The organism is Microbacterium sp. che218 (assembly GCF_040436305.1).
Lineage (GTDB): Bacteria > Actinomycetota > Actinomycetes > Actinomycetales > Microbacteriaceae > Microbacterium > Microbacterium algihabitans.
In genome coordinates, this window is record NZ_AP031501.1 from 3,151,889 (window position 1) to 3,174,001 (window position 22,113).

24 protein-coding genes are annotated in these 22,113 nt (G+C 71.1%); 13 read left to right on the plus strand and 11 right to left on the minus strand.

All coding sequences use genetic code 11. From position 1 onward, the window contains the following. Positions 1-28: 28 nt before the first annotated feature. Together ABXS86_RS14840 and gnd are read left to right on the plus strand one after the other, a co-directional pair. The gene (locus ABXS86_RS14840; protein ID WP_353664969.1) at positions 29-529 is read left to right on the plus strand and encodes a bifunctional nuclease family protein; all 501 of its coding nucleotides are present in this window, start codon (positions 29-31) and stop codon (positions 527-529) included. A gap of 85 nt (positions 530-614) precedes the next feature. Next, entirely contained in the window at positions 615-1,676 is a 1,062-nt protein-coding gene (gnd, locus tag ABXS86_RS14845) for a phosphogluconate dehydrogenase (NAD(+)-dependent, decarboxylating) (RefSeq protein ID WP_230705118.1), read from the plus strand. A 30-nt stretch (positions 1,677-1,706) separates the two neighbouring features. On the opposite strand, the gene ABXS86_RS14850 is transcribed toward gnd, so the two are convergent. Further along, positions 1,707-2,243, minus strand: coding sequence for a hypothetical protein (locus ABXS86_RS14850; RefSeq protein WP_353664970.1), 537 nt, complete (start codon positions 2,241-2,243; stop codon positions 1,707-1,709). A gap of 213 nt (positions 2,244-2,456) precedes the next feature. Here ABXS86_RS14850 and ABXS86_RS14855 point away from each other — a divergent pair, with 213 nt between their 5' ends. Further along, entirely contained in the window at positions 2,457-3,023 is a 567-nt protein-coding gene (locus tag ABXS86_RS14855; protein ID WP_144832829.1) for a ribonuclease H, read from the plus strand. Positions 3,024-3,036: 13 nt separating this feature from the next. Here ABXS86_RS14855 and ABXS86_RS14860 read toward each other — a convergent pair whose 3' ends face one another. Continuing rightward, positions 3,037-4,008: an NAD-dependent epimerase/dehydratase family protein gene (locus ABXS86_RS14860; protein ID WP_353664971.1), complete on the minus strand. Its 972-nt coding sequence runs from the start codon at positions 4,006-4,008 to the stop codon at positions 3,037-3,039. Positions 4,009-4,200: 192 nt separating this feature from the next. Continuing rightward, positions 4,201-5,493 carry an HNH endonuclease signature motif containing protein gene (locus ABXS86_RS14865; protein ID WP_353664972.1) on the minus strand — a complete coding sequence of 431 codons (1,293 nt, stop codon included), beginning with the start codon at positions 5,491-5,493 and terminating at the stop codon, positions 4,201-4,203. 6 nt (positions 5,494-5,499) lie between these two features. Here ABXS86_RS14865 and ABXS86_RS14870 point away from each other — a divergent pair, with 6 nt between their 5' ends. Continuing rightward, a complete protein-coding gene (locus tag ABXS86_RS14870; RefSeq protein WP_307213244.1) occupies positions 5,500-5,886 on the plus strand; it encodes a hypothetical protein in 387 nt (128 codons plus the stop codon). Positions 5,887-6,023: 137 nt separating this feature from the next. Next, positions 6,024-6,491, plus strand: a complete 468-nt coding sequence (gene yiaA, locus ABXS86_RS14875) for an inner membrane protein YiaA (RefSeq protein ID WP_307213242.1) — start codon at positions 6,024-6,026, stop codon at positions 6,489-6,491. Between the two features lie 4 nt (positions 6,492-6,495). Here the strand turns inward: yiaA and ABXS86_RS14880 are convergent, their stop codons facing one another. Then, positions 6,496-7,662 carry a GNAT family N-acetyltransferase gene (locus ABXS86_RS14880; protein ID WP_353664973.1) on the minus strand — a complete coding sequence of 389 codons (1,167 nt, stop codon included), beginning with the start codon at positions 7,660-7,662 and terminating at the stop codon, positions 6,496-6,498. A gap of 189 nt (positions 7,663-7,851) precedes the next feature. Between ABXS86_RS14880 and ABXS86_RS14885 the strand changes: the two genes are divergently transcribed. Next, the gene (locus ABXS86_RS14885; RefSeq protein ID WP_307213237.1) at positions 7,852-8,136 is read left to right on the plus strand and encodes a hypothetical protein; all 285 of its coding nucleotides are present in this window, start codon (positions 7,852-7,854) and stop codon (positions 8,134-8,136) included. A gap of 35 nt (positions 8,137-8,171) precedes the next feature. Here ABXS86_RS14885 and ABXS86_RS14890 read toward each other — a convergent pair whose 3' ends face one another. Both ABXS86_RS14890 and ABXS86_RS14895 read right to left on the minus strand, forming a co-directional pair. Then, the gene (locus ABXS86_RS14890; RefSeq protein WP_307213235.1) at positions 8,172-8,642 is read right to left on the minus strand and encodes a GNAT family N-acetyltransferase; all 471 of its coding nucleotides are present in this window, start codon (positions 8,640-8,642) and stop codon (positions 8,172-8,174) included. A gap of 71 nt (positions 8,643-8,713) precedes the next feature. Continuing rightward, positions 8,714-9,748 (minus strand): LLM class flavin-dependent oxidoreductase, encoded by a 1,035-nt coding sequence (locus tag ABXS86_RS14895; RefSeq protein WP_307213233.1) that lies wholly within the window; start codon positions 9,746-9,748, stop codon positions 8,714-8,716. A gap of 89 nt (positions 9,749-9,837) precedes the next feature. Between ABXS86_RS14895 and ABXS86_RS14900 the strand changes: the two genes are divergently transcribed. Together ABXS86_RS14900 and ABXS86_RS14905 are read left to right on the plus strand one after the other, a co-directional pair. Further along, on the plus strand, positions 9,838-10,692 hold the full coding sequence (locus ABXS86_RS14900; protein ID WP_307213231.1) for a hypothetical protein: 855 nt from the start codon (positions 9,838-9,840) through the stop codon (positions 10,690-10,692). Positions 10,693-10,901: 209 nt separating this feature from the next. Next, positions 10,902-13,433 (plus strand): DEAD/DEAH box helicase, encoded by a 2,532-nt coding sequence (locus ABXS86_RS14905; protein ID WP_353664974.1) that lies wholly within the window; start codon positions 10,902-10,904, stop codon positions 13,431-13,433. On the opposite strand, the gene ABXS86_RS14910 is transcribed toward ABXS86_RS14905, so the two are convergent. After that, positions 13,430-14,344, minus strand: coding sequence for a hypothetical protein (locus ABXS86_RS14910; protein ID WP_307213226.1), 915 nt, complete (start codon positions 14,342-14,344; stop codon positions 13,430-13,432). The genes ABXS86_RS14905 and ABXS86_RS14910 overlap by 4 nt on opposite strands. A gap of 213 nt (positions 14,345-14,557) precedes the next feature. Between ABXS86_RS14910 and ABXS86_RS14915 the strand changes: the two genes are divergently transcribed. After that, complete coding sequence (locus ABXS86_RS14915; protein ID WP_353664975.1) at positions 14,558-14,968, plus strand: hypothetical protein; 411 nt, start codon at positions 14,558-14,560, stop codon at positions 14,966-14,968. A gap of 81 nt (positions 14,969-15,049) precedes the next feature. On the opposite strand, the gene ABXS86_RS14920 is transcribed toward ABXS86_RS14915, so the two are convergent. Beyond that, the gene (locus tag ABXS86_RS14920) at positions 15,050-15,610 is read right to left on the minus strand and encodes a Dps family protein (protein ID WP_307213222.1); all 561 of its coding nucleotides are present in this window, start codon (positions 15,608-15,610) and stop codon (positions 15,050-15,052) included. A 169-nt stretch (positions 15,611-15,779) separates the two neighbouring features. Here ABXS86_RS14920 and ABXS86_RS14925 point away from each other — a divergent pair, with 169 nt between their 5' ends. Then, positions 15,780-17,588 carry a glycoside hydrolase family 15 protein gene (locus ABXS86_RS14925; protein WP_353664976.1) on the plus strand — a complete coding sequence of 603 codons (1,809 nt, stop codon included), beginning with the start codon at positions 15,780-15,782 and terminating at the stop codon, positions 17,586-17,588. Positions 17,589-17,643: 55 nt separating this feature from the next. After that, on the plus strand, positions 17,644-18,537 hold the full coding sequence (locus tag ABXS86_RS14930; RefSeq protein ID WP_144785800.1) for an SDR family oxidoreductase: 894 nt from the start codon (positions 17,644-17,646) through the stop codon (positions 18,535-18,537). Positions 18,538-18,913: 376 nt separating this feature from the next. Here ABXS86_RS14930 and ABXS86_RS14935 read toward each other — a convergent pair whose 3' ends face one another. Further along, a complete protein-coding gene (locus ABXS86_RS14935; RefSeq protein ID WP_353664977.1) occupies positions 18,914-19,378 on the minus strand; it encodes a GNAT family N-acetyltransferase in 465 nt (154 codons plus the stop codon). Between the two features lie 87 nt (positions 19,379-19,465). Here ABXS86_RS14935 and ABXS86_RS14940 point away from each other — a divergent pair, with 87 nt between their 5' ends. Next, on the plus strand, positions 19,466-20,395 hold the full coding sequence (locus tag ABXS86_RS14940; RefSeq protein WP_353664978.1) for a helix-turn-helix transcriptional regulator: 930 nt from the start codon (positions 19,466-19,468) through the stop codon (positions 20,393-20,395). A 4-nt stretch (positions 20,396-20,399) separates the two neighbouring features. Here ABXS86_RS14940 and ABXS86_RS14945 read toward each other — a convergent pair whose 3' ends face one another. Beyond that, positions 20,400-20,696, minus strand: a complete 297-nt coding sequence (locus tag ABXS86_RS14945) for a hypothetical protein (protein ID WP_353664979.1) — start codon at positions 20,694-20,696, stop codon at positions 20,400-20,402. 142 nt (positions 20,697-20,838) lie between these two features. Between ABXS86_RS14945 and ABXS86_RS14950 the strand changes: the two genes are divergently transcribed. Further along, complete coding sequence (locus ABXS86_RS14950; protein ID WP_186325499.1) at positions 20,839-20,997, plus strand: hypothetical protein; 159 nt, start codon at positions 20,839-20,841, stop codon at positions 20,995-20,997. A gap of 61 nt (positions 20,998-21,058) precedes the next feature. Here ABXS86_RS14950 and ABXS86_RS14955 read toward each other — a convergent pair whose 3' ends face one another. Next, on the minus strand, positions 21,059-22,078 hold the full coding sequence (locus tag ABXS86_RS14955) for an epimerase (RefSeq protein WP_353666253.1): 1,020 nt from the start codon (positions 22,076-22,078) through the stop codon (positions 21,059-21,061). Between the last annotated feature and the right edge of the window lie 35 nt (positions 22,079-22,113).

The following is a 22,113-nucleotide window of genomic DNA, read 5'->3' on the forward strand; positions in this document are numbered from 1 at the left end:
GTCGCCGCGTGCCCGTACGATGGGCCCCATGATCCGGGTGCGCGTGGTCGGGGTGGCGCTCGATCCCGCCCAGCAGCACGTGATCCTGCTCGAGCCCGTCGACGTCGAGACCCACGGCGACCGCGTCCTGCCGGTGTGGATCGGTCCGCAGGAGGCGATGTCGATCCTCGTCGCGATCGAGGGCTCGGGGTCGCCGCGGCCGCTCGCGCACGACCTGATGACCGCGATGCTCGGTGAGCTATCGGCGTCGGTCGATCGGGTCGAGGTGACGCACCTCGACGAGGGCACGTTCCACGCGCGGGTCGTGCTGAACACCCCGGTCGGCCCCCGCACCTTCGACGCGCGACCCTCGGATGCCATCGCCCTGGCCGCCCGCGCCGATGCGCCGATCCTCGTGGCCGAGGCGGTCTTCGCCGAGGCCGGGGTTCCCGACGAAGCGGTCGAGCTCGAGGCCGCGGCCGACGAGGACCGGGTCGAGGAGTTCCGCCGCTTCCTCGACGACGTCGATCCCGAGGATTTCCAGGGCTAGCACCGATGCCCGGGGCCCTCGGGCGCTCCTAGACTCGCGGAGGGGCCGCTCGCGGCGGCCGTGATCCACGACGAACGGGGTACCAATGCAACTCGCCATGGTCGGACTCGGACGAATGGGCGCCAACATCGTCCGCAGGCTCATGAGAGACGGTCACGACTGCGTCGTGTTCGACGTGAACCAGGATGCCGTGCAGGCCCTCGTGGCCGAAGGGGCCACGGGAGCGACCAGCATCGCCGACCTGGCCTCGAAGCTCGAGAAGCCGCGCGCGATCTGGCTCATGATCCCCGCCGGGCTCACCGGCACGGTCGTCGACGAGGTGGCCGCGGTGCTCGAGCCGGGCGACATCATCATCGACGGCGGCAACTCCAACTACCGCGACGACGTGCGCCGCGCGAAGAAGCTCGACGACAGCGGCATCCACTACGTCGACGTCGGCACCAGCGGCGGGGTCTTCGGTCTCGAGCGCGGCTACTGCCTCATGGTCGGCGGCCACGACGAGGCCGTCGCCCACCTCGAGCCGGTGCTGCGCACGATCGCCCCGGGGCCGGGCGAGGTCGAGCGCACGCCCGGCCGCACCGGCGACTACTCGACCGAGGAACGCGGCTACCTGCACTGCGGTCCGTCGGGCTCGGGACACTTCGTGAAGATGGTGCACAACGGCATCGAGTACGGCATCATGGCCGCGCTCGCCGAGGGCCTGAACGTGCTCAACAGCGCCGACGCGGGCCTGCACCAGGGCGAGCACTCCGCCGAGGTCGCCCCGCTGGAGGAGCCCGAGTTCTATCAGTTCGACATCGACACCGCCCGGGTCACGGAGCTCTGGCGCCGCGGGTCGGTCATCTCGTCGTGGCTGCTCGACCTCACCGCCGCCGCCCTCTCGCAGAACCCCACGCTCGACGGCCTCGCCGGTCGCGTGTCGGACTCGGGTGAGGGCCGATGGACGGTGAAGGCCGCCGTCGACACTGGCGTGCCCGTGCCCGTGCTGGCGGCGTCGCTGTTCGAGCGTTTCGCCTCGCGCGGCGAGGACCACTTCGCCAACCAGGTGCTCTCGGCGATGCGTCTGCAGTTCGGCGGCCACCAGGAGCTGCCCGCGGGCGACGTGCTCGAAGCCGGCCAGAAGAAGGCCGAGAGCGGTCGCGACTGACGAGCGGCCCCGGCGCGGGTCGGGGCGGCGTCAGCGCTCGAGCAGGATCTGACAGATGAAGAGGCCCCCGCCGTCGTTCCACACTTCGACGGCGGGGGCCTCGCACGTGCCGTCTTCGGCGGTGAGCAGGTGGATGCCGGCGTCGTCGACGATCGCGTAGGGCCCGACCGTGCCGCGCACGGGCGCCGAAACCCCCTCGGGGAGGGGCCCGGTCGTCGCCAGCGCCTGCATCAGCGGGGCGCTGGCCTCTTCGGTGTAGAAGGTGTTGCCGTCGTAGTCGCGGCAGTTGGGGGTGCCTCCCGCGCCGATCGGGAAGCCGGTGCCGAGGCAGTAGCCGCCGGCGGCGACGTCGGGCAGGCCGCCGTTCGCGTCGCGGTAGGTCTCGAAGACCTGCTGCCACTGCACGAGCTTGTCGGTCGCGGCGGCGTTGGGGGTCGTCTGTCCCGCCGTCAGCAGCCACACGAGGAACGCGATGGCGCCGAGGATGATCACCCCGCCCGTCGCGAGCGCGACGACGGCGGCGGGGTGGAGGCGGGCGCGGGTCGGGGCGGGGGACGACGTCGACATGGCGGGACGCTTTCTCGAGGGGTGTGCAAGACGCGAGAGCGGATCGCGCCAGGTTCACACGGGCGCACGGGGCACGGAGCACGTCGTCGCCCGTCGTCCCGGCGGGCCCCTCTCGCGTTCACCCGCCGTTTCGCGCGCGTGTGATGGGGTGCTCACCATGCGGGCCGGATCCCACGGGTGAAGGCGCTCCCTCGGGCAGGGGAGACTAGAGGGATGAGCAGTTCCTCCGCGACCGCACCCTCCGACCGCTACGTCGTCGCCACCGACGGCGCCTGCAAGGGCAATCCGGGGCCGGCGGGCTGGGCGTGGGTCGGCGAAGACGGACACTGGGCCGCGGGCTCGATCCCTGAGGGCACGAACAACATCGGCGAGCTGCTGGGTCTGCTGCACGCGATCACCGACCACCCCGACGTGCGCGAACTCGTCGTGCAGGCCGACTCGAAGTACGCCATCGACACGTATTCGAAGTGGATGGACGGCCACCGCCGCCGCGGCTGGGTCACGAGCGCGAAGAAGCCGGTCGCCAACCAGGGCATCCTCGAGGCGCTCATCGCCGCGCGCGACGCCCGTCGGGCCGCGGGGCTCCCCGACGTGGTGCTCGAGCACGTGCGCGGCCACTCCGGCCACGTGCTGAACTCGTGGGCCGACGAGCGCGCGGTGCGGGCCTCGCAGCACGCCGCGAAGGGCGAAGAGCTGATCTGGACGTCGCTGCGCGGCCTCGACCGGCTCGAGGTCGCCTCGGCCCCGCCGCGGTCGGCCGCCGATCGGAACGGCCGCTGACCCGCGCGTAGCGCTAGACCGCGAGCACCTCGGCCTCTTCTGCGGGGGTCAGTCCGGCGCGTCTCGGGCGATCGATGCCGCGCCTGCGTTCGTCGTCGAGCGTGCGGCGCATCGTCTCGGCGAGCGGTCGTCGACGACCTCCGGATGCCACGAACGCGGCGTCGCTGCGCCGCGAGAAGCCCCGCGCCTCGGCGGGGAGCCACAACGGCAGCGACCGCGGCCCGGCCCAGTACTGCACCCCGCGCGCCGAGAGGGTCTCGTCGTCGAGCGGCACGCTCTCGCTCACCGGCGCATCGGCGTGCCCCCGGGTGGCCTCCCGAGCGGCGGCGAGCACCGCGGCGAGCGGCAGCTCTTCGCCGACCGCGTTGATCGGCCCCGTCACTCCCGTGCGCCCGGCGAGCGCGATCCACGCGCCGAGGTCGTCGACGTCGATGCCCTGCACGTGCCGACCGGCGGTCTGGGGCACGAGCACGCGGCCGCCGCGGGCGAACCGGGCGGGCCAGTAACCGTAGCGGTCGCTCGGGTCGCCCGGACCGACGATCAGCCCGGCCCGGGCGAGCAGAGACCGATCGGGCAGTCGCGCCGCGGTGAGTCGTTCGGCGTGCACCTTGGCATCCGGATACGCCGTCAGATCCTGCGGCTCGACGAGGTCGGCGCTCTCGTCGGCGAACGGGACGTCGGAGTGGGCGTACACCGAGACGCTCGACACAAGCGTCCAGTGCGCGGTGCGGTCGGCCAGGGCGTCGAGGGCGGATGCCACGAACCCGGCGTCCCACGAGAGCTCGACGACCTCGTCCCAGTCGTGCCGCACGTCGTCGTAGGCGCGAGGATCGTCGCGGTCGGCGCGCACGAGCCGCGCACCCGGCGCGGGGTCGCCGGAGTCGCCGCGGGCGAGGCATGTGACCTCGGCGCCGTGCGCGAGGGCCTGGGCGGCGATGGCACGACCCAGCCACGCCGTTCCGCCGAGGATGAGGACGCGTCGCATGCGGGCCAGCCAACCACCGTCGCGTGGCGGAGGCGAGGGTGTTCGCGCGTGGCGGAGGCGAGGTGTGCGCGCGTGGCGGAGGCAAGGGTGCTGTCGCGCAGCGAAGGCGAGGGTGTTCGCGCGGATGCGCCGCCGCGTGAGGGGGTCCGCCAAGCCGAGCAGAAGCGGGCCCGCCGGAGGGGCCGCCGAACATCAGAACGGCGGCGGGTCGGGGTCGGGCGCGAAGGCGACTCGCCGCTCCGGCGGATCAGTGGTGCGACGCCCCAACGGGCTGGTCCACACGATGCTTCCGTCGGGCTGCTGCTCGGCTGTCCACGCGGTCTCGGTCTTGAGCACGTGGTGGCGTTTGCACAGGCAGGCGAGGTTGCAGAGGTGCGTCGCGCCGCCCTTCGCGTGGTCGATGTTGTGGTCGATCTCGCAGCGTCGGGCGGGCTGCCGGCATCCGGGAAATCGACAGTGCACGTCGCGGATGCGCACGAAGCGACGCATCGCGGGCGTCGGCCGGTAGCGGTCGACGGCGAGGGCGACACCGGTCACGGGATCTGTGAGCAGGCGTTCCCACCCGGGTGCCGTCGCCATGAGCCGACGGGCGGTGTCGGCGTCGACGGGAGTGCAGCCGTCGAGCATCGCCGCCCGGTCGCTCGCGCCGACGGCGGTGAGCACCGGGATGACGACCGTCACCTCAGCACGGATCGCCCCGAGCCCGCCGGGAAGGTGCGCCTGCGTCGGATCGACGACGGGCCGGCTGCCGAGGACGAGATCGCACAGCAGGTCGGCGCGCGTCTGGTCGATCGAGCGCGTGTCGTCCACTCCGCCCTCATCATCGGCGAGGTGAGCGACCTGGCGCACCGCGCGGGCCTGGCGCGTCAGGCGGTCGAACATCGCCCGGATCTTCGTCGCGCTGTCGAGCACCCCGAGCTGCGCCATGCCGTCAGCCTCGTCTTCGACCCACACGCGGCGCCGCTGAGCGGCCTCGTCGTGGCGCTCGTCGATCGAGCGGGGCTGGAGTTCGTCGACCACGGCGCGGGCGAACGCGCGGGTGCCGGCGACGGTGTCGCGCTCGGCCCGCGTGAGCACTTGACGCTCGTACTCCTGTCGGCTCGGCTCGTCGACGAGGCACGCTCCGATCTCGCGCACGACCTCGGCGTGCCGCGCCGTGATGCGCGCCTCGGCCAGTGCCTCCACCGTGGCGGGGAAGTCGTCGACCAGGCTCGCCGCCTCGGACAGGCGGCGCTGCGCCGTGCGGTCGTGCCACCGGAGTGCTGCGCCGATCTCGGCCGCCACCGACCGCAGCGCGAGCTCGCGCTCCTGCACGGCCGCGGGCGAGTGCGCGGTCCGCGCGGTGGCGATGGCGAACGCCCGGCCGAGCAGCCGCGCTCGCTCCGCCTCGAGCTTGGCGATCGACGCGTCGACCCGCATCAACGCCTCGACGATCTCGTCGATCGCGAGGTCGTCCGCGTCGTCGACGACCGGCCGGTTGCTCATGTAAACATGCTGTCACCGACCTCCGACATCGGCCCGGACAGCGGCCGGGGACAGCGGCAAGGGCTTCCGCGCGAACCGACCAGCGCGATAGGAAAAGACGTGCCCGACCAGCCGCAGACGCCGTCCCTCATCCAGCGACGCATGACCCTCTCGCGCGGTCTGGCGTACCCGATCGCCGCCATCGCGGTATCGGCGCTCAATCTGATGTTCCAGATCTTGCCCCTCGTCGAGTCCGGTGGCACCGCCGGCTGGCGGTGGATCGTCGTCGTCCTCTGGGCGGTCCTGCTGACCGCGAGCATCGTCATGCTGGTCAGGGCGCGAGGTGCCATCGTCGCCTTCAAACGCGAACACGGCCGCGACGCGGGCAGGCAGAAGCCCGTCGGCCACCCCTGACGAGGCTTCTCCCCAGGCCCCGGCATCCGCAGATCATCCATACCGGAGCGGTGTATCTCACTTTCGACATACGACCTCCGCTAGCTTCTCCGCCACGGAATATATCCCCGCACGGGGATCGACGAAGGGGTGGAAAGATGACGGACACACACACGCCGCAGGTGCTCGGTCGGCCGACCGGAGCCTTCGTGGGGGCGTCCTGGGTGGCACTCGGGCTCGGCGCCTCGGTGTATTTCATCGGCCTGTACAACGCGCACATGACGCTGGCCGAGAAGGGCTTCTACCTCTCGGTCTTCCTGCTCGGGCTGTTCGCGGCGATCTCGGTGCAGAAGGCCGTGCGCGACCGTGCGGAAGAGATCCCGGTCACCGGCGCGTATCTCGGCGTCGCGTGGAGCATGCTGCTCGTCGCGCTCGCGCTCATGGCCGTCGGCCTGTGGAACGCCGAGCTGCTGCTGTCGGAGAAGGGCTTCTACGGCATCGGATTCGCGATGAGCCTGTTCGCCGTCGTCGCCGTTCAGAAGAACGTGCGCGACCTCGCCGCTTTCCGCTCCGTGCACCCCGAGCCCGCGCCGAAGGAGCACACGACCTACCCGACCATGGGATGAGGCCTCAGCCGACCGGCGTTCCCTGGTGGAACAGGCACCGTGGTGCGGGGTCGCACCGCCAGAGGGACGACCGGCGGCTGAGGCGGTCTTCGAAACGCAGCAGGTACGTCAGCAGCACGGTGTCGGGTCCGAGCACCCGGTGCTCCTTCTCGCTCAGCGACGGCAAGGGGTCGGTGCCCGGCTCCTCCTGCAGCGCGGCCACGATCTCGTCGCGCGTCCAGCGGCGGCCGGACTGCCCGAATTCCACGAACGAGGGGTCGAGCAGTCGGCCCACCTCGTGCGGGTCGGCGCGCACAGACGGGTCCAGCAGGTGCTGCTCGGCCGCCCAGGCCGCGTCGACGAGGGCCTCGACGTCTCGAGCTCTCCCGCGGATCACGTACGACCGCTCGATCCCGGCGGTCTCCCGCCCCCAGGCGCTCGCGGCGACCCGGCGCTGGTGGGCGTCGAACGCGGCCTCGTCGACGAAGCGCTCGGCCACCCGCCACACCAACTCGTCGTCGGTGGGGCTGACCTCGAACGACAGGCATCCGGGCTCGGCGCGGGTGAGCGCGACGTGCTCGTCGAGATGGGCGCGCACGCGCTCCGCCTGGGCCGCGTCGGCGCAGCGCAGTTCGCCGGAGAGCGTGACCTCGGGCCCGCGCGGCACCGGTGTGGTGGTGCCAGCGGCCCAGTCCCGACGCAGAACGCTGTAGGCGACGGATGCCACCGGCTCGGCGCCCGCGACCGGCCAGCCGTCGCGATAGTGGGCCTCCTGCACCCACCCGCACTGCTCGAAGACCCGCCGCATCGCCAAGTTGTCGACGCGGGTCTGCCCCTCGAACCGGATCACGGCGGGATGGGCCGAGAACACCTGGTCGGTGGCGGCCCTCAGAACGGGGGCACCGCGGCCGCGGCCTCGCGCCCGCTCGGCGAGGCGCAGGTCGACCATCGCCGTGGCATCGGCCACGTCGTCGAGACGGACGACGCCGATGCGGCCCTCGTCATCGTCGTCGATCCAGTAGCTCTCGACCTCGTCGCCCGTCCAGACGCCCCCGCGCAGGTCGTGAGCGACCTGCGCGGTCGTGGGGTGCGCACGCACGTGGAACGGGAAGCCGTTCGCGGTGAGGAACGCCGACAGCTCCGCGCCGTCGTCGGGATCGTTTGCGTCGAGGCGCGTCAGAGAAATGCCCACGAGCCCACCGTAGGCAGGAACACCCAACAGAGTCGTATCGCGGCGTCGGTACCCTGGAACCGCCAAGTCGCGTCGCCGACTCGCGCGCACCCGAAGGAGACCCCCATCGCCGCTTCGCCCTCCTCGACGAGGATCCGCGCTCTGCGCACCGCCTCCCTCGCGATCGCCGGGATCGGCGCCGCGATCACCATGGGCGCCCTGGGGCCCTGGTTCACGCCGGTGATCCTGCTGGTCGCGACGGCCGGGGCGCTGCTGGTCATCTGGCGCAGCGACGGGGCCACGGTCGGCGCCCGCGCCACGGTGCCGGTGCTCGTCGTCGTGGTCGCCCTCACGGTGGCGGCTCTGCTCGGTCTCGCCGGCGTCCTGCCGTCGGGGTGGGTGTGGGCCTCGCTCGGCGCGTACGCCGTGGCGTGGGGCGAGTACCTCGTGTCCCAGACCATCGCGCGTTCGCAGGGGCTGACGGGCTACCGGTGAGCCCCGCCGCGGCGCGCTGATCGGCGCCGCTCGGATCACCGCAGCTCGAGGCAGACCAGGTCGAGCCGCTCGTCCCACGACGGCACGACCTCGAACCCGGCGCGCGCGTACAGCGAGAGCGCGGGCTCGCGCCATCTCCACACGGACAGGCGCACCGGCCGTGGCGCACCGTCGACGGCCGCGGCCAGCAGCGCCGAACCGACGCCGCGACCGCGGGCGGCCGGGGCGGTCCAGAAGCGGGAGATCTCGCTTCCCCGGACTGAGCGCGCGACCACCACGACGCCGCAGTCCACATCGTCGACCGCGGCGATGAGCACGCGACGGTCGGCGAAGACGTCGGCCGGGTCGTCGATCTCGCGCGCGTAGCGGGCGGGCATCGCGGCATCCGCGTCGACGAGTCCGTGCTCGGCCTTCTCGGACTCGGTGCGACGGAGGTAGTCGCCCACGAGCATCGAAACGGAGTCGCCGTCGCGGGGGAACCGGGCGGGGCGGATGACGACGCTCACCGCCCCACCGTAGACGGAACGGGCCCGGATGCCGGGGAATCGGCATCCGGGCCCGTTCGGGCATCCACGGATCAGGCGGTGGCCAGAGTCGACTGCCAGCCGAGGGCGGGGGCGACGTGCTTCGCGAAGTTCTCGACGAGGCGGAGGTTGAAGTCGACGCCCATCTGCGAGGGGATCGTGAGCATGAGCGTGTCGGCGCTCATGACGGCGGCGTCGTTCTGCAGCTGCTCCACGAGCACCTCGGGAGGCGCGGCGTAAGTCTTGCCAAAGGTCGAGCGCATGCCGTCGATCACGCCGATCTGGTCGCTGCCGGCCGAACCACCGAAGTACATCTCGTCTTCGGCCGTGACGATCGGGAAGATGCTGCGGCTGACCGACGTGCGGGGCTCGCCCGCGTGTCCGGCTTCGCGCCACGCGGCGCGGAAGGCGTCGAGCTGCTGCGCCTGCAGGATGTCGAACGGCGTGCCGTCGGCCTCGGTGAGCAGCGTCGACGACATGAGGTTGACGCCCAGGCGTCCCGCCCACTCCGCGGTCGCGGTGGTGCCGGCGCCCCACCAGATGCGCTGACGCAGACCGGGGCTGTGCGGCTCGATGCGCTGCAGGCCCGTGCCGCCGCCGAAGGGGCTGTGCGGGTCGCGCTCGGCGAGACCCTCGCCGTCGATGGCGCGCAGGAACAGGTCGAAGTGCTCACGGGCGATGTCGCCGCCGCGCGGGTCTTGCGAGCCCGTGTAGCCGAACGCCTCGTAGCCGCGCACGACCGACTCGGGTGAGCCACGGCTCACGCCGAGGGCGAGTCGGTTGCCGCTGATGAGGTCGACGGATGCCGCCTCTTCGGCGAGCATGAGGGGGTTCTCGTACCGCATGTCGATCACGCCGGTGCCGACCTCGATGCGCGAGGTGCGGGCCGCGATCGCGGCGAGCAGGGGCATGGGAGCGGCCTGCTGGCGGGCGAAGTGGTGAACGCGGAACGAGACGCCGTTGACCCCGAGGTCGTCCATGCCCTGGGCGAGGTCGATCGCCTGGAGCATCGAGTCGCCGGCGGTCAGTTGACGCCCACCGCCGAGGGGGCCGTAGTGGCCGAAGGAGAGTGTGCCGAAGGAGCGCATGTCGGATACAACACCACACTCCTCGATCTATTCCCGCGCATATACCGCGATCGGCCCCGGGGGCGTCCAGGTGTGGAACCATTCAGAGCATGGACGATGACGTGCTCCAGGAGCTGCGGCTCCTGCGCGCACGGGCGTACGGACCCGACGCCGACATCGCCGCAGACCCTGCGGCCCAGCAGCGGCTTGCACAGCTGGAAGAGCAGGAGCGACGGGCTCGCACGACCCCGGCTCCGACCCCGGTCGACCCGCCCCCGCTGCCGCCCCGGCCGGCCGTCGACGCCGCCGCCGCGGCATCCGGAACCTCCCGCTCGCTCGAGACCGCGAGCACCGACGAGACGCCGTCCGACGATGACGCCGGTGGCGACGAGGAGACGCCCCGCGAGCGCCGCCCGCTCGTGCGGTCGAAGCGCAGCTTCTGGGCGTGGGCGATCTCTCTGGCGGCGGTCACCGCCCTCGCGAGCGCCGCCACGGCGTCGGGGGTGGCGCTGGTGCCGGTGTCGACGGCGACGGGGGCATCGCAGGTCGACGTGCTCGTGCCGGATCCCACGGCCACGGTCCCCTCGATCTTCGGAGACCGCGGACTCGATTCCCGCGGATACCGCGACTACTTCGGCGTGACCGCCTTCGCCGGGTACGTGCAGATCGACGCGAGCGAGAACCGCAGCCCCTGCCTGTACCTTCTCGACACCGACGAGGTCGATCAGGGCGGTTCGCGCGGCTTCCGCGGCAACTTCGTCTACGGCGGGTGCGGCGCGGGAGTGTTCCCCGCAACCGTGCAGTTCGTCGTCGCCGACGGAATGCCCGCGGCCTTCGTCGAGCGCTTCCCCCTCGGCACCAGCGTGCAGTTCGTCTTCGACGGAGAGAACGTCGGGGTCTTCGCGGACCGCGACGGAGAGGACCGACCAGCCGTGGCGGCGGGCGGCATCCAGGGCGGTCCCTGAGGCTTCGACAAGCTCAGCCTGCCGAAGGGTGGTCCCTGAGGCTTCGGCAAGCTCGGTCGCCTCGCGTGGGTTCCGGTGGCTTCGACAGGCTCAGCCACCTCGTCCGCAGCGGTCCTTGAGCCTGTCGAAGGGTGGTCCCTGAGCCTGTCGAAGGGCGGTCCCTGAGCCTGTCGAAGGGTTCGCCCCACCGCGGATGAGAGGCTGGGGGAGTGACCCCCCTTCTCGAGCACGTTCCCGCCGGCGCCGATGCGGATGCCGCGTACCTGGGCTTCGTCGAGTGGGCGAACTCCCGAGGTCTCACGCTCTACCCCGCGCAGGACGAGGCGATCATCGAGATCGTCTCGGGCGCGAACGTGATCCTGTCGACCCCGACCGGCACGGGCAAATCGCTGGTGGCGGTCGCCGCGCACGCCGCCGCCCTCTCCCGCGGCGGGCGCACGTATTACACCGCGCCGATCAAGGCCCTCGTGAGCGAGAAGTTCTTCGCCCTCGTCGACATCTTCGGCGCCGAGAACGTCGGCATGGTCACGGGTGATTCGTCGGTGAACTCCGACGCCCCGATCATCTGCTGCACCGCGGAGATCCTCGCGAACCTCGCCCTGCGGCAGGGGGCCGACGCGAACGTCGACCAGGTCGTCATGGACGAGTTCCACTACTACGGCGAGGCCGACCGCGGCTGGGCGTGGCAGGTGCCGCTGCTGCTGCTCACGCGCGCGCAGTTCATCCTCATGTCGGCGACCCTGGGAGATGTCACCGACATCGCCGACGACCTCTCGCGTCGCACCGGCCGGCCCACCGCGCGGGTGACAGGTGTCGAGCGGCCCGTGCCGTTGCACTTCGAGTACGCGCGCACGCCCGTGCACGAGACGGTGCAGGAGTTGCTCGACACGAAGCAGGCGCCGATCTACGTCGTGCACTTCTCGCAGGCCGCCGCGATGGAGCGCGCCCAGGCGCTGTCGTCGATCCGCATCATCGGCCGCGAGCAGCGCGACGAGATCGCCGAGGCGATCGGCGGCTTCCGGTTCACGACCGGCTTCGGCAAGACCCTCTCGCGCTACGTGCGCGCGGGCATCGGCGTGCACCACGCCGGCATGCTGCCGCGCTACCGCCGCCTGGTCGAGACCCTCGCCCAGCGCGGTCTTCTGCGCGTGATCTGCGGCACCGACACCCTGGGCGTCGGCATCAACGTGCCGATCCGCACCGTGCTCATGACCGCGTTGACCAAGTACGACGGCACGCGCATGCGCCAGCTCTCGGCGCGCGAGTTCCACCAGATCGCCGGTCGCGCGGGCCGCGCGGGCTACGACACCGCCGGAACCGTCGTCGTCATGGCGCCCGATCACGAGATCGAGAACGCCGCTCAGATCCTCAAAGCCGGCGACGACCTCAAGAAGCAGAAGAAGATCGTGCGCAAGAAAGCGCCGCAGGGCTTCGTCAACTGGACCGAGCAAAGCTACGACCGCCTCGTCGCCGCCGAGCCCGAGCCACTGCAGCCGCAGATGAAGCTGAGCGCCGCGATGCTCATCAACGTCATCGCCCGCGGGGGCGACGTGTTCGGCAACGTCCGCTCGCTCGTCTTCGACAACCACGAGTCGCGCGCCCGCCAGTACGAGCTCGCCCGTCGAGCCCTCGCGATCTTCCGCACCCTCGTGCAGGCCGGTGTCGTCGAGGCGGATGCCGACGGCATCCACCTCACCGTCGATCTGCAGCCGAACTTCGCGCTCAACCAACCCCTCTCGCCGTTCGCGCTCGCCGCGATCGAGATGCTCGACCCCGAGGTCGAGCTCGGGAGGGGGCCGGATGCCGTGCCGGCGGCGTCGTCGGTGGGCACGGGGCACTACGCGCTCGACGTCGTCAGTGTCATCGAGTCGACCCTCGACGACCCGCGCCCGATCCTGTCGCAGCAGCAGTTCCGTGCGCGCGGCGAAGCCGTGGCGGCGATGAAGCGCGAGGGCATCGAGTACGACGAGCGCATGGAGCTGCTCGAGGAGATCACCTGGCCGAAGCCCCTCGACGAGCTGCTCGCGCAGGCGTACGAGGTGTTCGCCTCGAGTCAGCCGTGGATCCGCGACTTCGAGCTGTCGCCCAAGTCGGTCGTGCGCGACATGTACGAACGCGCCTGCTCGTTCGGCGAGTACGTCTCGCTGTACCAGCTCGCCCGCAGCGAGGGCCTCGTACTGCGGTACCTGAGCGACGCGTTCCGCGCGATCCGCCAGACGGTTCCGGTCGACGCGCAGACCCCCGACCTGCTCGATCTCATCGCGTGGCTCGGCGAGGTCGTGCGTCAGGTCGACTCGAGCCTCGTCGACGAGTGGGAGCAGCTGATCAACCCGGCGGACGACCCCACGGCTCCAGTGGTTCCGCCCGCTCCGCCGTCGATCCTCACCAACCGGCGCGCGTTCGGCGTGCTCGTGCGCAACGAGATGTTCCGCCGCGTGCAGCTGGCCGCTCTCCAGCGCGACGACGAGCTCGTAGAACTCGACCCCGACGTCGACTGGCCCGCATCCCTCGACGCCTACTTCGACGAGCACGACGCGATCGGTACCGGGGGTGCGGCGCGCTCCTCGGCCCTCGTCCTCATCGACGAGTCGTCGGCTTCCGACGGCGTCTGGCGCGTCGAGCAGATCATCGACGACCCCGCCGGCGACCACGACTGGCGCATCCGTGCCGAGGTCGACCTCGCCGCTTCCGAGGAGGAGGGCACGACGATCGTGCGTGTCACCGAGGTGGTCCGCCTCTAACGTGCGGTTTGCCCGGTGCGGCGTCGGCCGAGGGCGCGGCGGAGCACCAGACCGACCACGGCGACCACCACGGTCGTCACCAGCGGCGGCACGATGATCTCCGGCATGGTGGATGCCGAGACGAAGACGCGAGCACCGAAATCGGCCATACCCGGCAGATCGCGGGCGAGCACTCGCGTCCCCGCGGCCGAGGAGAGCGCCGTCGTCAGCGCCGGGACCAGCCACACCAGCACGAGACCCACGAGGCCCGTCAGCACGCGTCCGATGGTCGAGACACCCGTCCAGACGATCGCGAGGCCGACGAGCACCGGGGAGACGTAGGGCACCACCGGCAGCAGGGCCTCGAACGGAGAGGTGTACGAGAACAACGGGAAGAGAAACGTCGCGATCCACGACCCTCCCGCAGCGGCCCCGACCACGAGGCCGAGACCGGCGCCCGCGCGCGGTGCGGCGGCGATGAGGACGCAGGCGACCCACGCTGTGAGCGCCGCCAGCACGGCCACGGCCGTCAGCAGCACCAGGTAGAGCACCGACTCGTCGCGCTCCTGCAGCACCGAGCGGGTGGTCGCCGCCGTCTGCACGATCGCGACGACCTGCACGATCACGAGCCCGCCCAGCGCGGCGAATGATCGGGCCAGGCCCGGACGCGACCGGCGCGCGCGGGCGATGATCCCGGCGAAGACGCCCCCGACGACGAGCAGCACGATGATCGTCGTGATCGCGTACTGGCTGTAGGGCAGCATCACGAAGGGTCCGACCTTGGCGGGGTCCTGCCCCTCGCCGAGGTTCTGCAGGGGCAGGAACGGCCCGGTCAGCAACCAGGGCAGCAGACCCGCCACGCCGCCCGCCGCCCCCAGCAGCACGAACCACGCAGTGCCCGTTCGTCGGCGCACGTTGGTGTCGTCGTCCATGAGGCCCCCGTCTCGGTCGATGCTCCGACGCTATCGGAGCCACGCGGGCGGATCGTGTCGCCGAGCCGTCGCCGCCACCCGGCACGCGAGGCGAATGCGCCTCCTCCACGGTCGGCAACGGGGTGAATTCCTGCACAGTCTCCCGGCAGCTCTCCGCGGGCCGTCCGCGCCGTGATCTACAGTCGGGGCATCTCATCGTGAAAGGACCGGGCCATGGAGACGATCCCCCTGCTGTCGACAGCTATCGGACTGCTCGTCACCGGTTTGGCAACGATCCTCGGAGGCACGAAGTGGATGCTCGGTCGTGTCGAGCACCGCACCGACGCACGTTTCGCCGACGTCGGCGCACGCTTCGACCGGATGGACACGCGCTTCGATCGGATGGACGCGCGCTTCGATCGGATGGATGAGCGCATGGACCGGGCCGATGCCCGTTCCGCGACCCTTGAAGAGTCCCTCGTCGGCCTCAAGCTCGACCTCGCGCGCTTCGAAGTGCGCACGGACGAGCGCTTCGTCGCCGTGGGCGAGCGCTTCATCGCCGTGAGTGAATCCCTCGCCGAGATCCGAACGACGGTGGCCCGCCTCGAGGGCCCCCACCCGCCGTTCCTCATCGCGCGCGGGTGAGCGGCGGAGATGCGGAAAGGCGCGCACGAACGACGAATGCCGAGGCCCTGAGGCCCCGGCATTCGGTGTCTTCTGCGCGTGTTACGAGGTGCGGGCGACGCGGTTCTCGGCGCTGACCATCCACGACAGCTGCTCGAGACGCTCGAGCACACCGTGCAGGATGTCGGCGCTCGTGGGGTCTTCGTCGTCGACGTCGTCGTGCACGTCGCGGACGGTGCCGACCGTCGCGTCGAGGCGCTGGGTGATGAGGTCGATGACCTCCGACGTGTCGACCTCGCCCTGGGGGAACTCCGGCAGGGTGGTGGTCTCGGCGATGGTGTCGCTGCGGCCGTCGGGCAGGGCGTGCAGAGCGCGCATGCGCTCGGCGACCTCGTCGCTGAACTCACGAGCGGCGTCGATGATCTCATCGAGCTGCAGGTGGGTGTCGCGGAAGTTCTTGCCGACGACGTTCCAGTGGGCCTGCTTGCCCTGGATCGACAGCTCGATCAGGTCGACGAGCACGGCCTGCAGCGAGTCGGTCAGTTTCTCCGACGCCTGGAAGCCCTTCTCGGCGTTCTGCTCGTCGGTGGTCTCGGGACCGCTGCCTCCGCGCGCGGGGCGACGACGGTTCTTGGTGGGGGCGTCCTTGGTGGTGGTGGACATGCGCGTTCCTTTCACTCACGGTCGACATCGACGCTAGGCGCGACGCGCGCACTCGCAGCGGGGGTTGCGGGGGTCGCGAAGCCGGGGTACTGCCCATCGCCCGTAGCCGTTCACCCGGGGATCGACAACCCCGGCTCCGTGGCGCCGCCGCGTTCTTAGCGTGAGAGTCGTGCCTTTGCATCCGCCCTCACCTTCTCGCCCCCTCCGCGACTACGCCGCGATCGGGGACGGTCGCACGGTCGCCCTGATCGGCCTCGACGGATCGGTCGACTGGCTGCCGCTGCCCAACATCCACTCGCGGCCCGTCTTCGCGCGCCTCGTCGACGAGTCGGCCGGCGGCTGCATCGAGCTCGCCCCGGTCGGGGAGTACACCGTCACCCGTCGCTACATCCCGCGCACGAACGTGCTCGAGACGACGTTCACGACCGACACCGGGGTCGCCACGGTCACCGATGCGATGGTCACCGGCATCGCCGGTCGCCTGCCGTGGGCGGAGCTCGCCCGCCGCGTCGACGGGGTGAAGGGCGAGGTCGAGTTCGCCTGGTGCGTGCAGCCCGGCACCATGCTGCGCTCCGCCGCCCCCTGGACCGAGCGCATCGACGGCTTCTCGATCATGCGCATCGGACACGTCTCGCTCGCGGTGACGGGCCACGAGCACGGTCTTCACGGCGATCCGGATGCCGGCAACGAGAGCATCGACGGCGGTTTCACGACCGAGAAGGGGTCGCGTCACCTTCTGGTGATCGCCGCGACCGAGGGAGAGCCCCTGCGCGTTCCCGACGCAAAGAACGTCGACCGCGGGATCGACCGCACCATCGGCGGCTGGGAGATGTGGTCGGACGAGTTCTCGTACGACGGCCCCTGGGCCGACGACGTGCAGCGCAGCGCCCTCGCCCTCAAGCTCCTGCTGTTCAGCCCGACCGGTGCGATCGCGGCCGCGGCGACGACGTCGCTGCCCGAGAACCCGCGCGGCGGGAAGAACTGGGACTACCGCTACGCCTGGGTGCGCGACCTCGCTTACACCGCACACGCCTGGGTCGGCTTCGGCCTGCGCGAAGAGACGCACGCCGCGATCTCGTGGCTGCTGCGCACGATCCGCAAGAACGGCCCCGAAGTGCAGGTGATGTACACCCTCGACGGCGACGCCGAGATCGGGCTCGAGAAGCACCAGGTGCCGGGATGGAACGGCAACCAGCCCGTCGTCACCGGCAACCCGGCGCAGGGGCAGTTGCAGCTCGGCGTCTACGGCGACCTCATCGCCCTCTGCCGCACCTACGTCGAGGCCGGCAACCGCCTCGACATCCAGACCGGGCGCCTGCTCGCCGACGTCGCCGACCGCACGTGCGACCTGTGGCGTCTCGAGGACTCGGGCATGTGGGAGCTCCCCGAGCTGCGGCACTACACCTCGTCGAAGATGGGCTGCTGGAAGGCGCTCGACGATGCGCAGTGGCTCGCCTCCGGCGGCCACATCCCCGACAACGGCGACCGCTGGCGTGCCGAGCGCGACCGCATCCATCACTGGGTCGACGAGCACTGCTGGTCGGAAGACCTGCAGACGTACACCCTCGCCCCCGGCAGTGAAGACCTCGACGCCTCGGTGCTGCTGCACGCTCCGACGGGCTTCGACCGGGGCGAGCGCATGTCGAAGACGGTGGATGCCGTCACCGAGCGCCTCACGACCGAGAACCACCTCGTCTACCGCTACACCGGCATGGACCAGGAGGAGCACACCTTCGTCGCGTGCGCCTTCTGGCGGGCGACCGCCCTGGCCTGCGTCGGCCGGCACGCCGAAGCGATCGAGGCGATGGACGCCCTCGTCGCCCAGGGCAACGACGTCGGGATCTACTCCGAGATGATCGCCGAAGACGACGGCGCCTTCTGGGGCAACCTCCCGCAGGCGCTCAGCCATCTCGCCCTCATCAACGCCGCCCTCGTCATCCGCGAGGTGGTCGACCCCGCCGACCTCGGCGGCCACTGATCTCCACCGGGGCCTCCGGTCCCGGCATCCACCACCCCCCCCGAAAGGACTCACCATGAGCACGCAGTACACGTTCACCGACCCGTCGAAGCTGTACGCCGACATCGACCCGCAGTCGCAGGACCAGAAGGAGCCCGGTCTCGACGCCGAGCTGACGCCCAAGGCCAAGCTGGGCGAGGACACCTACGTCGGCACCGAGCGCCTCAAGGGCCGCAAGGCCCTCATCACCGGCGCCGACTCGGGCATCGGAGCCGCCACCGCGATCGCCTTCGCCCGCGAGGGCGCCTCGGTCGCGATGTCGTACCTGCCGCAGGAGAAGGAGGATGCCGACCGCATCGCCGGAATCCTCCGCGAAGCCGGTGCCACGGTCGTGCAGATCCCCGGCGACCTGCGCGAGCGCGAGTACGCCCGCACGCTCGTGAAGGAAGCGGTCGAGGGCCTCGGCGGCCTCGACATCGTCGTCAACAACGGCGGCAAGCAGATCTTCAACGAAGACGTCACCACCCTGACCGACGAGCAGTTCGACGACACGTTCAAGACCAACGTCTACGCGATGTTCTGGATCTGCAAAGAGGCCGTGCCGCACCTGAAGCCCGGTTCGACCATCATCAACACGACCTCGATCCAGGCCTACTCGCCGGCGCCGATCCTCGTGGATTACGCCTCGACCAAGGCGACCATCAACACCTTCACCAAGGCGCTCGGTCAGCAGCTCGCGCCCAAGGGCATCCGCGTCAACGCCGTGGCTCCCGGCCCCATCTGGACCCCGCTCCAGGTCACCGACGGACAGCCCGACGAGAAGGTCGACGAGTTCGGCGAGGAGACCCCTCTCGGTCGCATGGGCCAGCCGGCCGAGCTCGCCCCGGCATACGTCTACCTCGCCTCGGCGGAGTCGAGCTACGTGATCGGCGAGACGCTCAACGTCAACGGCGGCATGCCCACGCCGTAAGCGTCGTACGCAGAGAGGGCCGTCGTCCGGGGTTCGGACGGCGGCCCTTCGTCGTGCGCGGAGCGGGGGTGGCTGAGCCTGTCGAGGACTCCGGTCCCTTCGACGGGCTCAGGGACCTCGCTCCGGCAGATGGTGCGGGGCGGCGCGCAGGTGGCTGAGCCTGGCGAGGACTCCGGTCCCTTCGACGGGCTCAGGGACCTCGCTCCGGCAGATGGTGCGGGGCGGCGCGGGGGTGGCTGAGCCTGTCGAAGCCTCCGGTCCCTTCGACGGGCTCAGGGACCTCGCTCCGGCAGATGGTGCGGGGCGGCGCGCAGGTGGCTGAGCCTGTCGAAGCCTCCGGTCCCTTCGACGGGCTCAGGGACCTCGCTCCGGCAGCTCAGTCGGTGAGCGACTTGCGGTAGAAGATCTCGCCGTCGGCGGTCTCTTCCGAGCGGTGGTAGCCCTCGCGCTCGTACAGGCGCTGGTTGGCCTCGCTGAGGCCGCCGGTGAAGAGTTCCGCGGTCGTCGCCCCTTCGTCGCGACCGCGCTGCTCGACGGCCGCCAGCAGCGCCGAACCGAGCCCCGCGCCCTGCTGGTCGGGCGCGATCGCGAGGCGGCCGATCAGCAGCAGATCCGCGTCGCGGCGCGCGCGGACGGCTCCGACGATGCGGTGTCCGTCGACCGCGACGCACCCGAGATTCTCGACGAGCTCCGCCCGCAGCTCTTCGAGCGTCTGGGTGAGCGGGGGCATGTCGGGGTCGCCGTAGATGAGCGCTTCGCTCGCGAACGCGGCGCGTTGGATGGTCAGCACCTCTCCCGCGTCGTCGGTGGAGATCGGGCGGATGGTGGGCGAGTCGGCCATGGTCGTGTCCTTCCGGGGGCGTGAGGCTGCGGGTTAACTATCATGGGCTTCAGTGCCGCGTCATTCGGGTGAACGGTATCTCGCACCATGAATGACTTTTACGACACCTCGGTCCGCACGGACGACATCGCCGCGACGGACGCGTGGCTGCGCGCGCAGTACGGTCACGTCGACCTGCAGGCCGACGACGCCGTCTACGCCGAGCGCCTCGTCGGCGACGGCGCGTTCGCGCTGAGACGACTCGAGTGGGATTCCCGCGTCGATCTGGCCTACGAGTCCGACCGCTTCTACGTGTGCAGCTCGACGCCCGGGTACGCCTGGCGGATCGGTCGCTGGGACGGTGAGTTCAGCGTCGCTCCGGGGATCATCCAACCCGGAGACGAGTTGCGCGCCCTCGCCGACCATTGCCGTCTCGACGTCGTCTCGTTCGAAGCCGAGCGACTGACGCAGACCGCGCGCACCATCTACGGCGACGACGAGCTCACCGTGCGCTTCGCCGGGACCGACCCCGTCTCTCCGCGCCTGCGCGACTACTGGCTGGCGACCCAGCGATGGGCCCTGACGCAGCTGCCGGTCCTCGCGGAACCGCTCGTGCGGGCGCACGTGTACCGCGCGCTGTCGGTCGCGGCGCTCGAGAGCTTCGCCCTCGTCGGCGATCCGCGCGAGCGTCGCGCGTCGGCCGCGGCCCAGGCGTCGATCTACAACGCCGCCGCCGCGTGGATCGATGATCACGCCTCGCTCCCGGTCACGATCGACGACGCCGCGCGCGCCGTGGGCACCTCGGTCGACGGGCTTCGTCGCGCGTTCGCCGCGAACGGGCAGGTCGTCGAGTCGCCCGAGGGCTACCTCGAACTCGCCCGCCTCAGCGCCGCGCACGCCGACCTTCTGGACGCGCACGCCGACGAGACGAGTATCGAGCAGGTCGCCGCGCGGTGGGGCTTCGGCGATCCCGCCGCCTTCGCCGCCGCGTATCGGACGGCCTACGGCGTCTCGCCGCGCACGACGCTCGAACGCTGAGCGCTCAGCGATCGCGGTCGGTGTACTCGCCGGGGTCGCTCACGTCTTCGTCGTCGCGGTCGCCGCTGGGCAGCTGGACGTCGGTGTAGGCACCCGCCTCGTCGGCACGCGGACGAGAGGCACTGCCGTCGGCGTTCTCACGGTCGACGTACTCGCCGGGCTGGTCGGAGCTGCCGCGATCCGCGGTGCCGTCGGGCAGCTGCACGTCGGTGTACTCGCCCTCGCCGGGTCCGGTGCCGTGTGCGCCCGCTTGTCCGTCGGCGTGGTCGCCGTCGTGGCCGGGAACGTGGTGATCAGCCATAGCCGCCTCCTCGGGGTCGTGGTGGAATCGACGGTAGTCCCCGGATGCCGCGTGCCCGAGGCTCTTGACACGCGTTCTGCCGTGCGCCGTCGACGGTGTCAAGGGCGTGGGCCGAGTCGCGGACGCCGGGCAGGGTTGACACATGCCAGCTCTCGCCATCATCCTCGTCATCGTCGGTCTCGTGCTGCTGTTCCTCGGCGTCTTCGTCGAGGCGGTCAAATTCCTGCTGTGGATCGGCATCATCATCCTGATCATCGGTGTGATCGCCGCCCTCATGCGCTTCATCCGCCGCAAGGCCTGACGCTCCGCGTCCACCACGCCGCCCCTCGCGACACTCGTCGCGGCGGGCGGCGTTCGTTCGTTCAGGCGGTGAAGAGATCGCGCGCCCGCGGCGGGTGCTGCGCCGCGACGGCCTCGAGCGCGGGTCCGAGCTTGTCGTGGCGGAACGCGAAGCCGGCTTCCTGCAGGACGCGCGGCACGGCCCAGCGGCTCTTGAGCACGAGCTCCGGCTCGTTGCGCATCACGGCCATGGCGGGATCGAGCATCCAGCGGAAGGCGGGCAGACCGAACGGCGCACGCGCGATGCGCCGCAGCTCGCGCATCAGCGTGCGGTTGTCGCTCACCTCCGGGGCCGACAGGTTGACGGGACCGGCGAGATCGTCGCGGTCGCGGAGGAACCGCACCGATCCCACGACGTCGTCGATGTGGATCCAGCTGAACCGCTGTCGGCCCGAGGTGCGATGCCACCCCGAGAGCGTCGGGCCCGTGGGGTGCGCGCCGATCCCGCGATAGCGGCGATGCGGGAACCACCAGCTGTCGATCTGCGGCCCGCCGAGTCCGAGGCGGGCCAGGGCGAACAGCATGCGGGTGGCGGGGCCGTCGCCGAGCACGATCGCCATACGCAGGGCGACCCTCCGTGTGTCGGGGAGGTCGCCGTCGAAGAATGCGCGCTCCCAGCTAGTGGCGACGTCGACCGAGAACCCCTCGCCGATGACGCCGTCGACCTCGTCGTTGCCGCTCTCGGTCTCGTGTCGGTAGATCGTCGCGGTGGAGGCATTCAGCCACACGCGGGGTGGCCGCCGGGCGGCGCTCACGGCGCGGTGCAACGACCTCGTCGTGTCGACGCGCGAGCGCAGGATCTCGTCGCGGTTCGCGTCGGTGTATCGGCACGACACGATCTTTCCGGCGAGGTTCACGAGCACGTCGGCGCCGTCGACGGCTCGGGCGATGGCCGCGGTGTCGCCCCAGACGATCGGCCCGGACCGGCCGATCGTCACCACCTCGTAGCCGTCGTCCGCGAACGCCCCGCGGAGCGCTCCGCCCACGAATCCACCCGCCCCGGCGATGACGACGCGGGGCCGGTCGGGCGCCTCGCCCGGCATCACGCGGTGCGCCTGTGCCGCGGTCTCACCGTCGG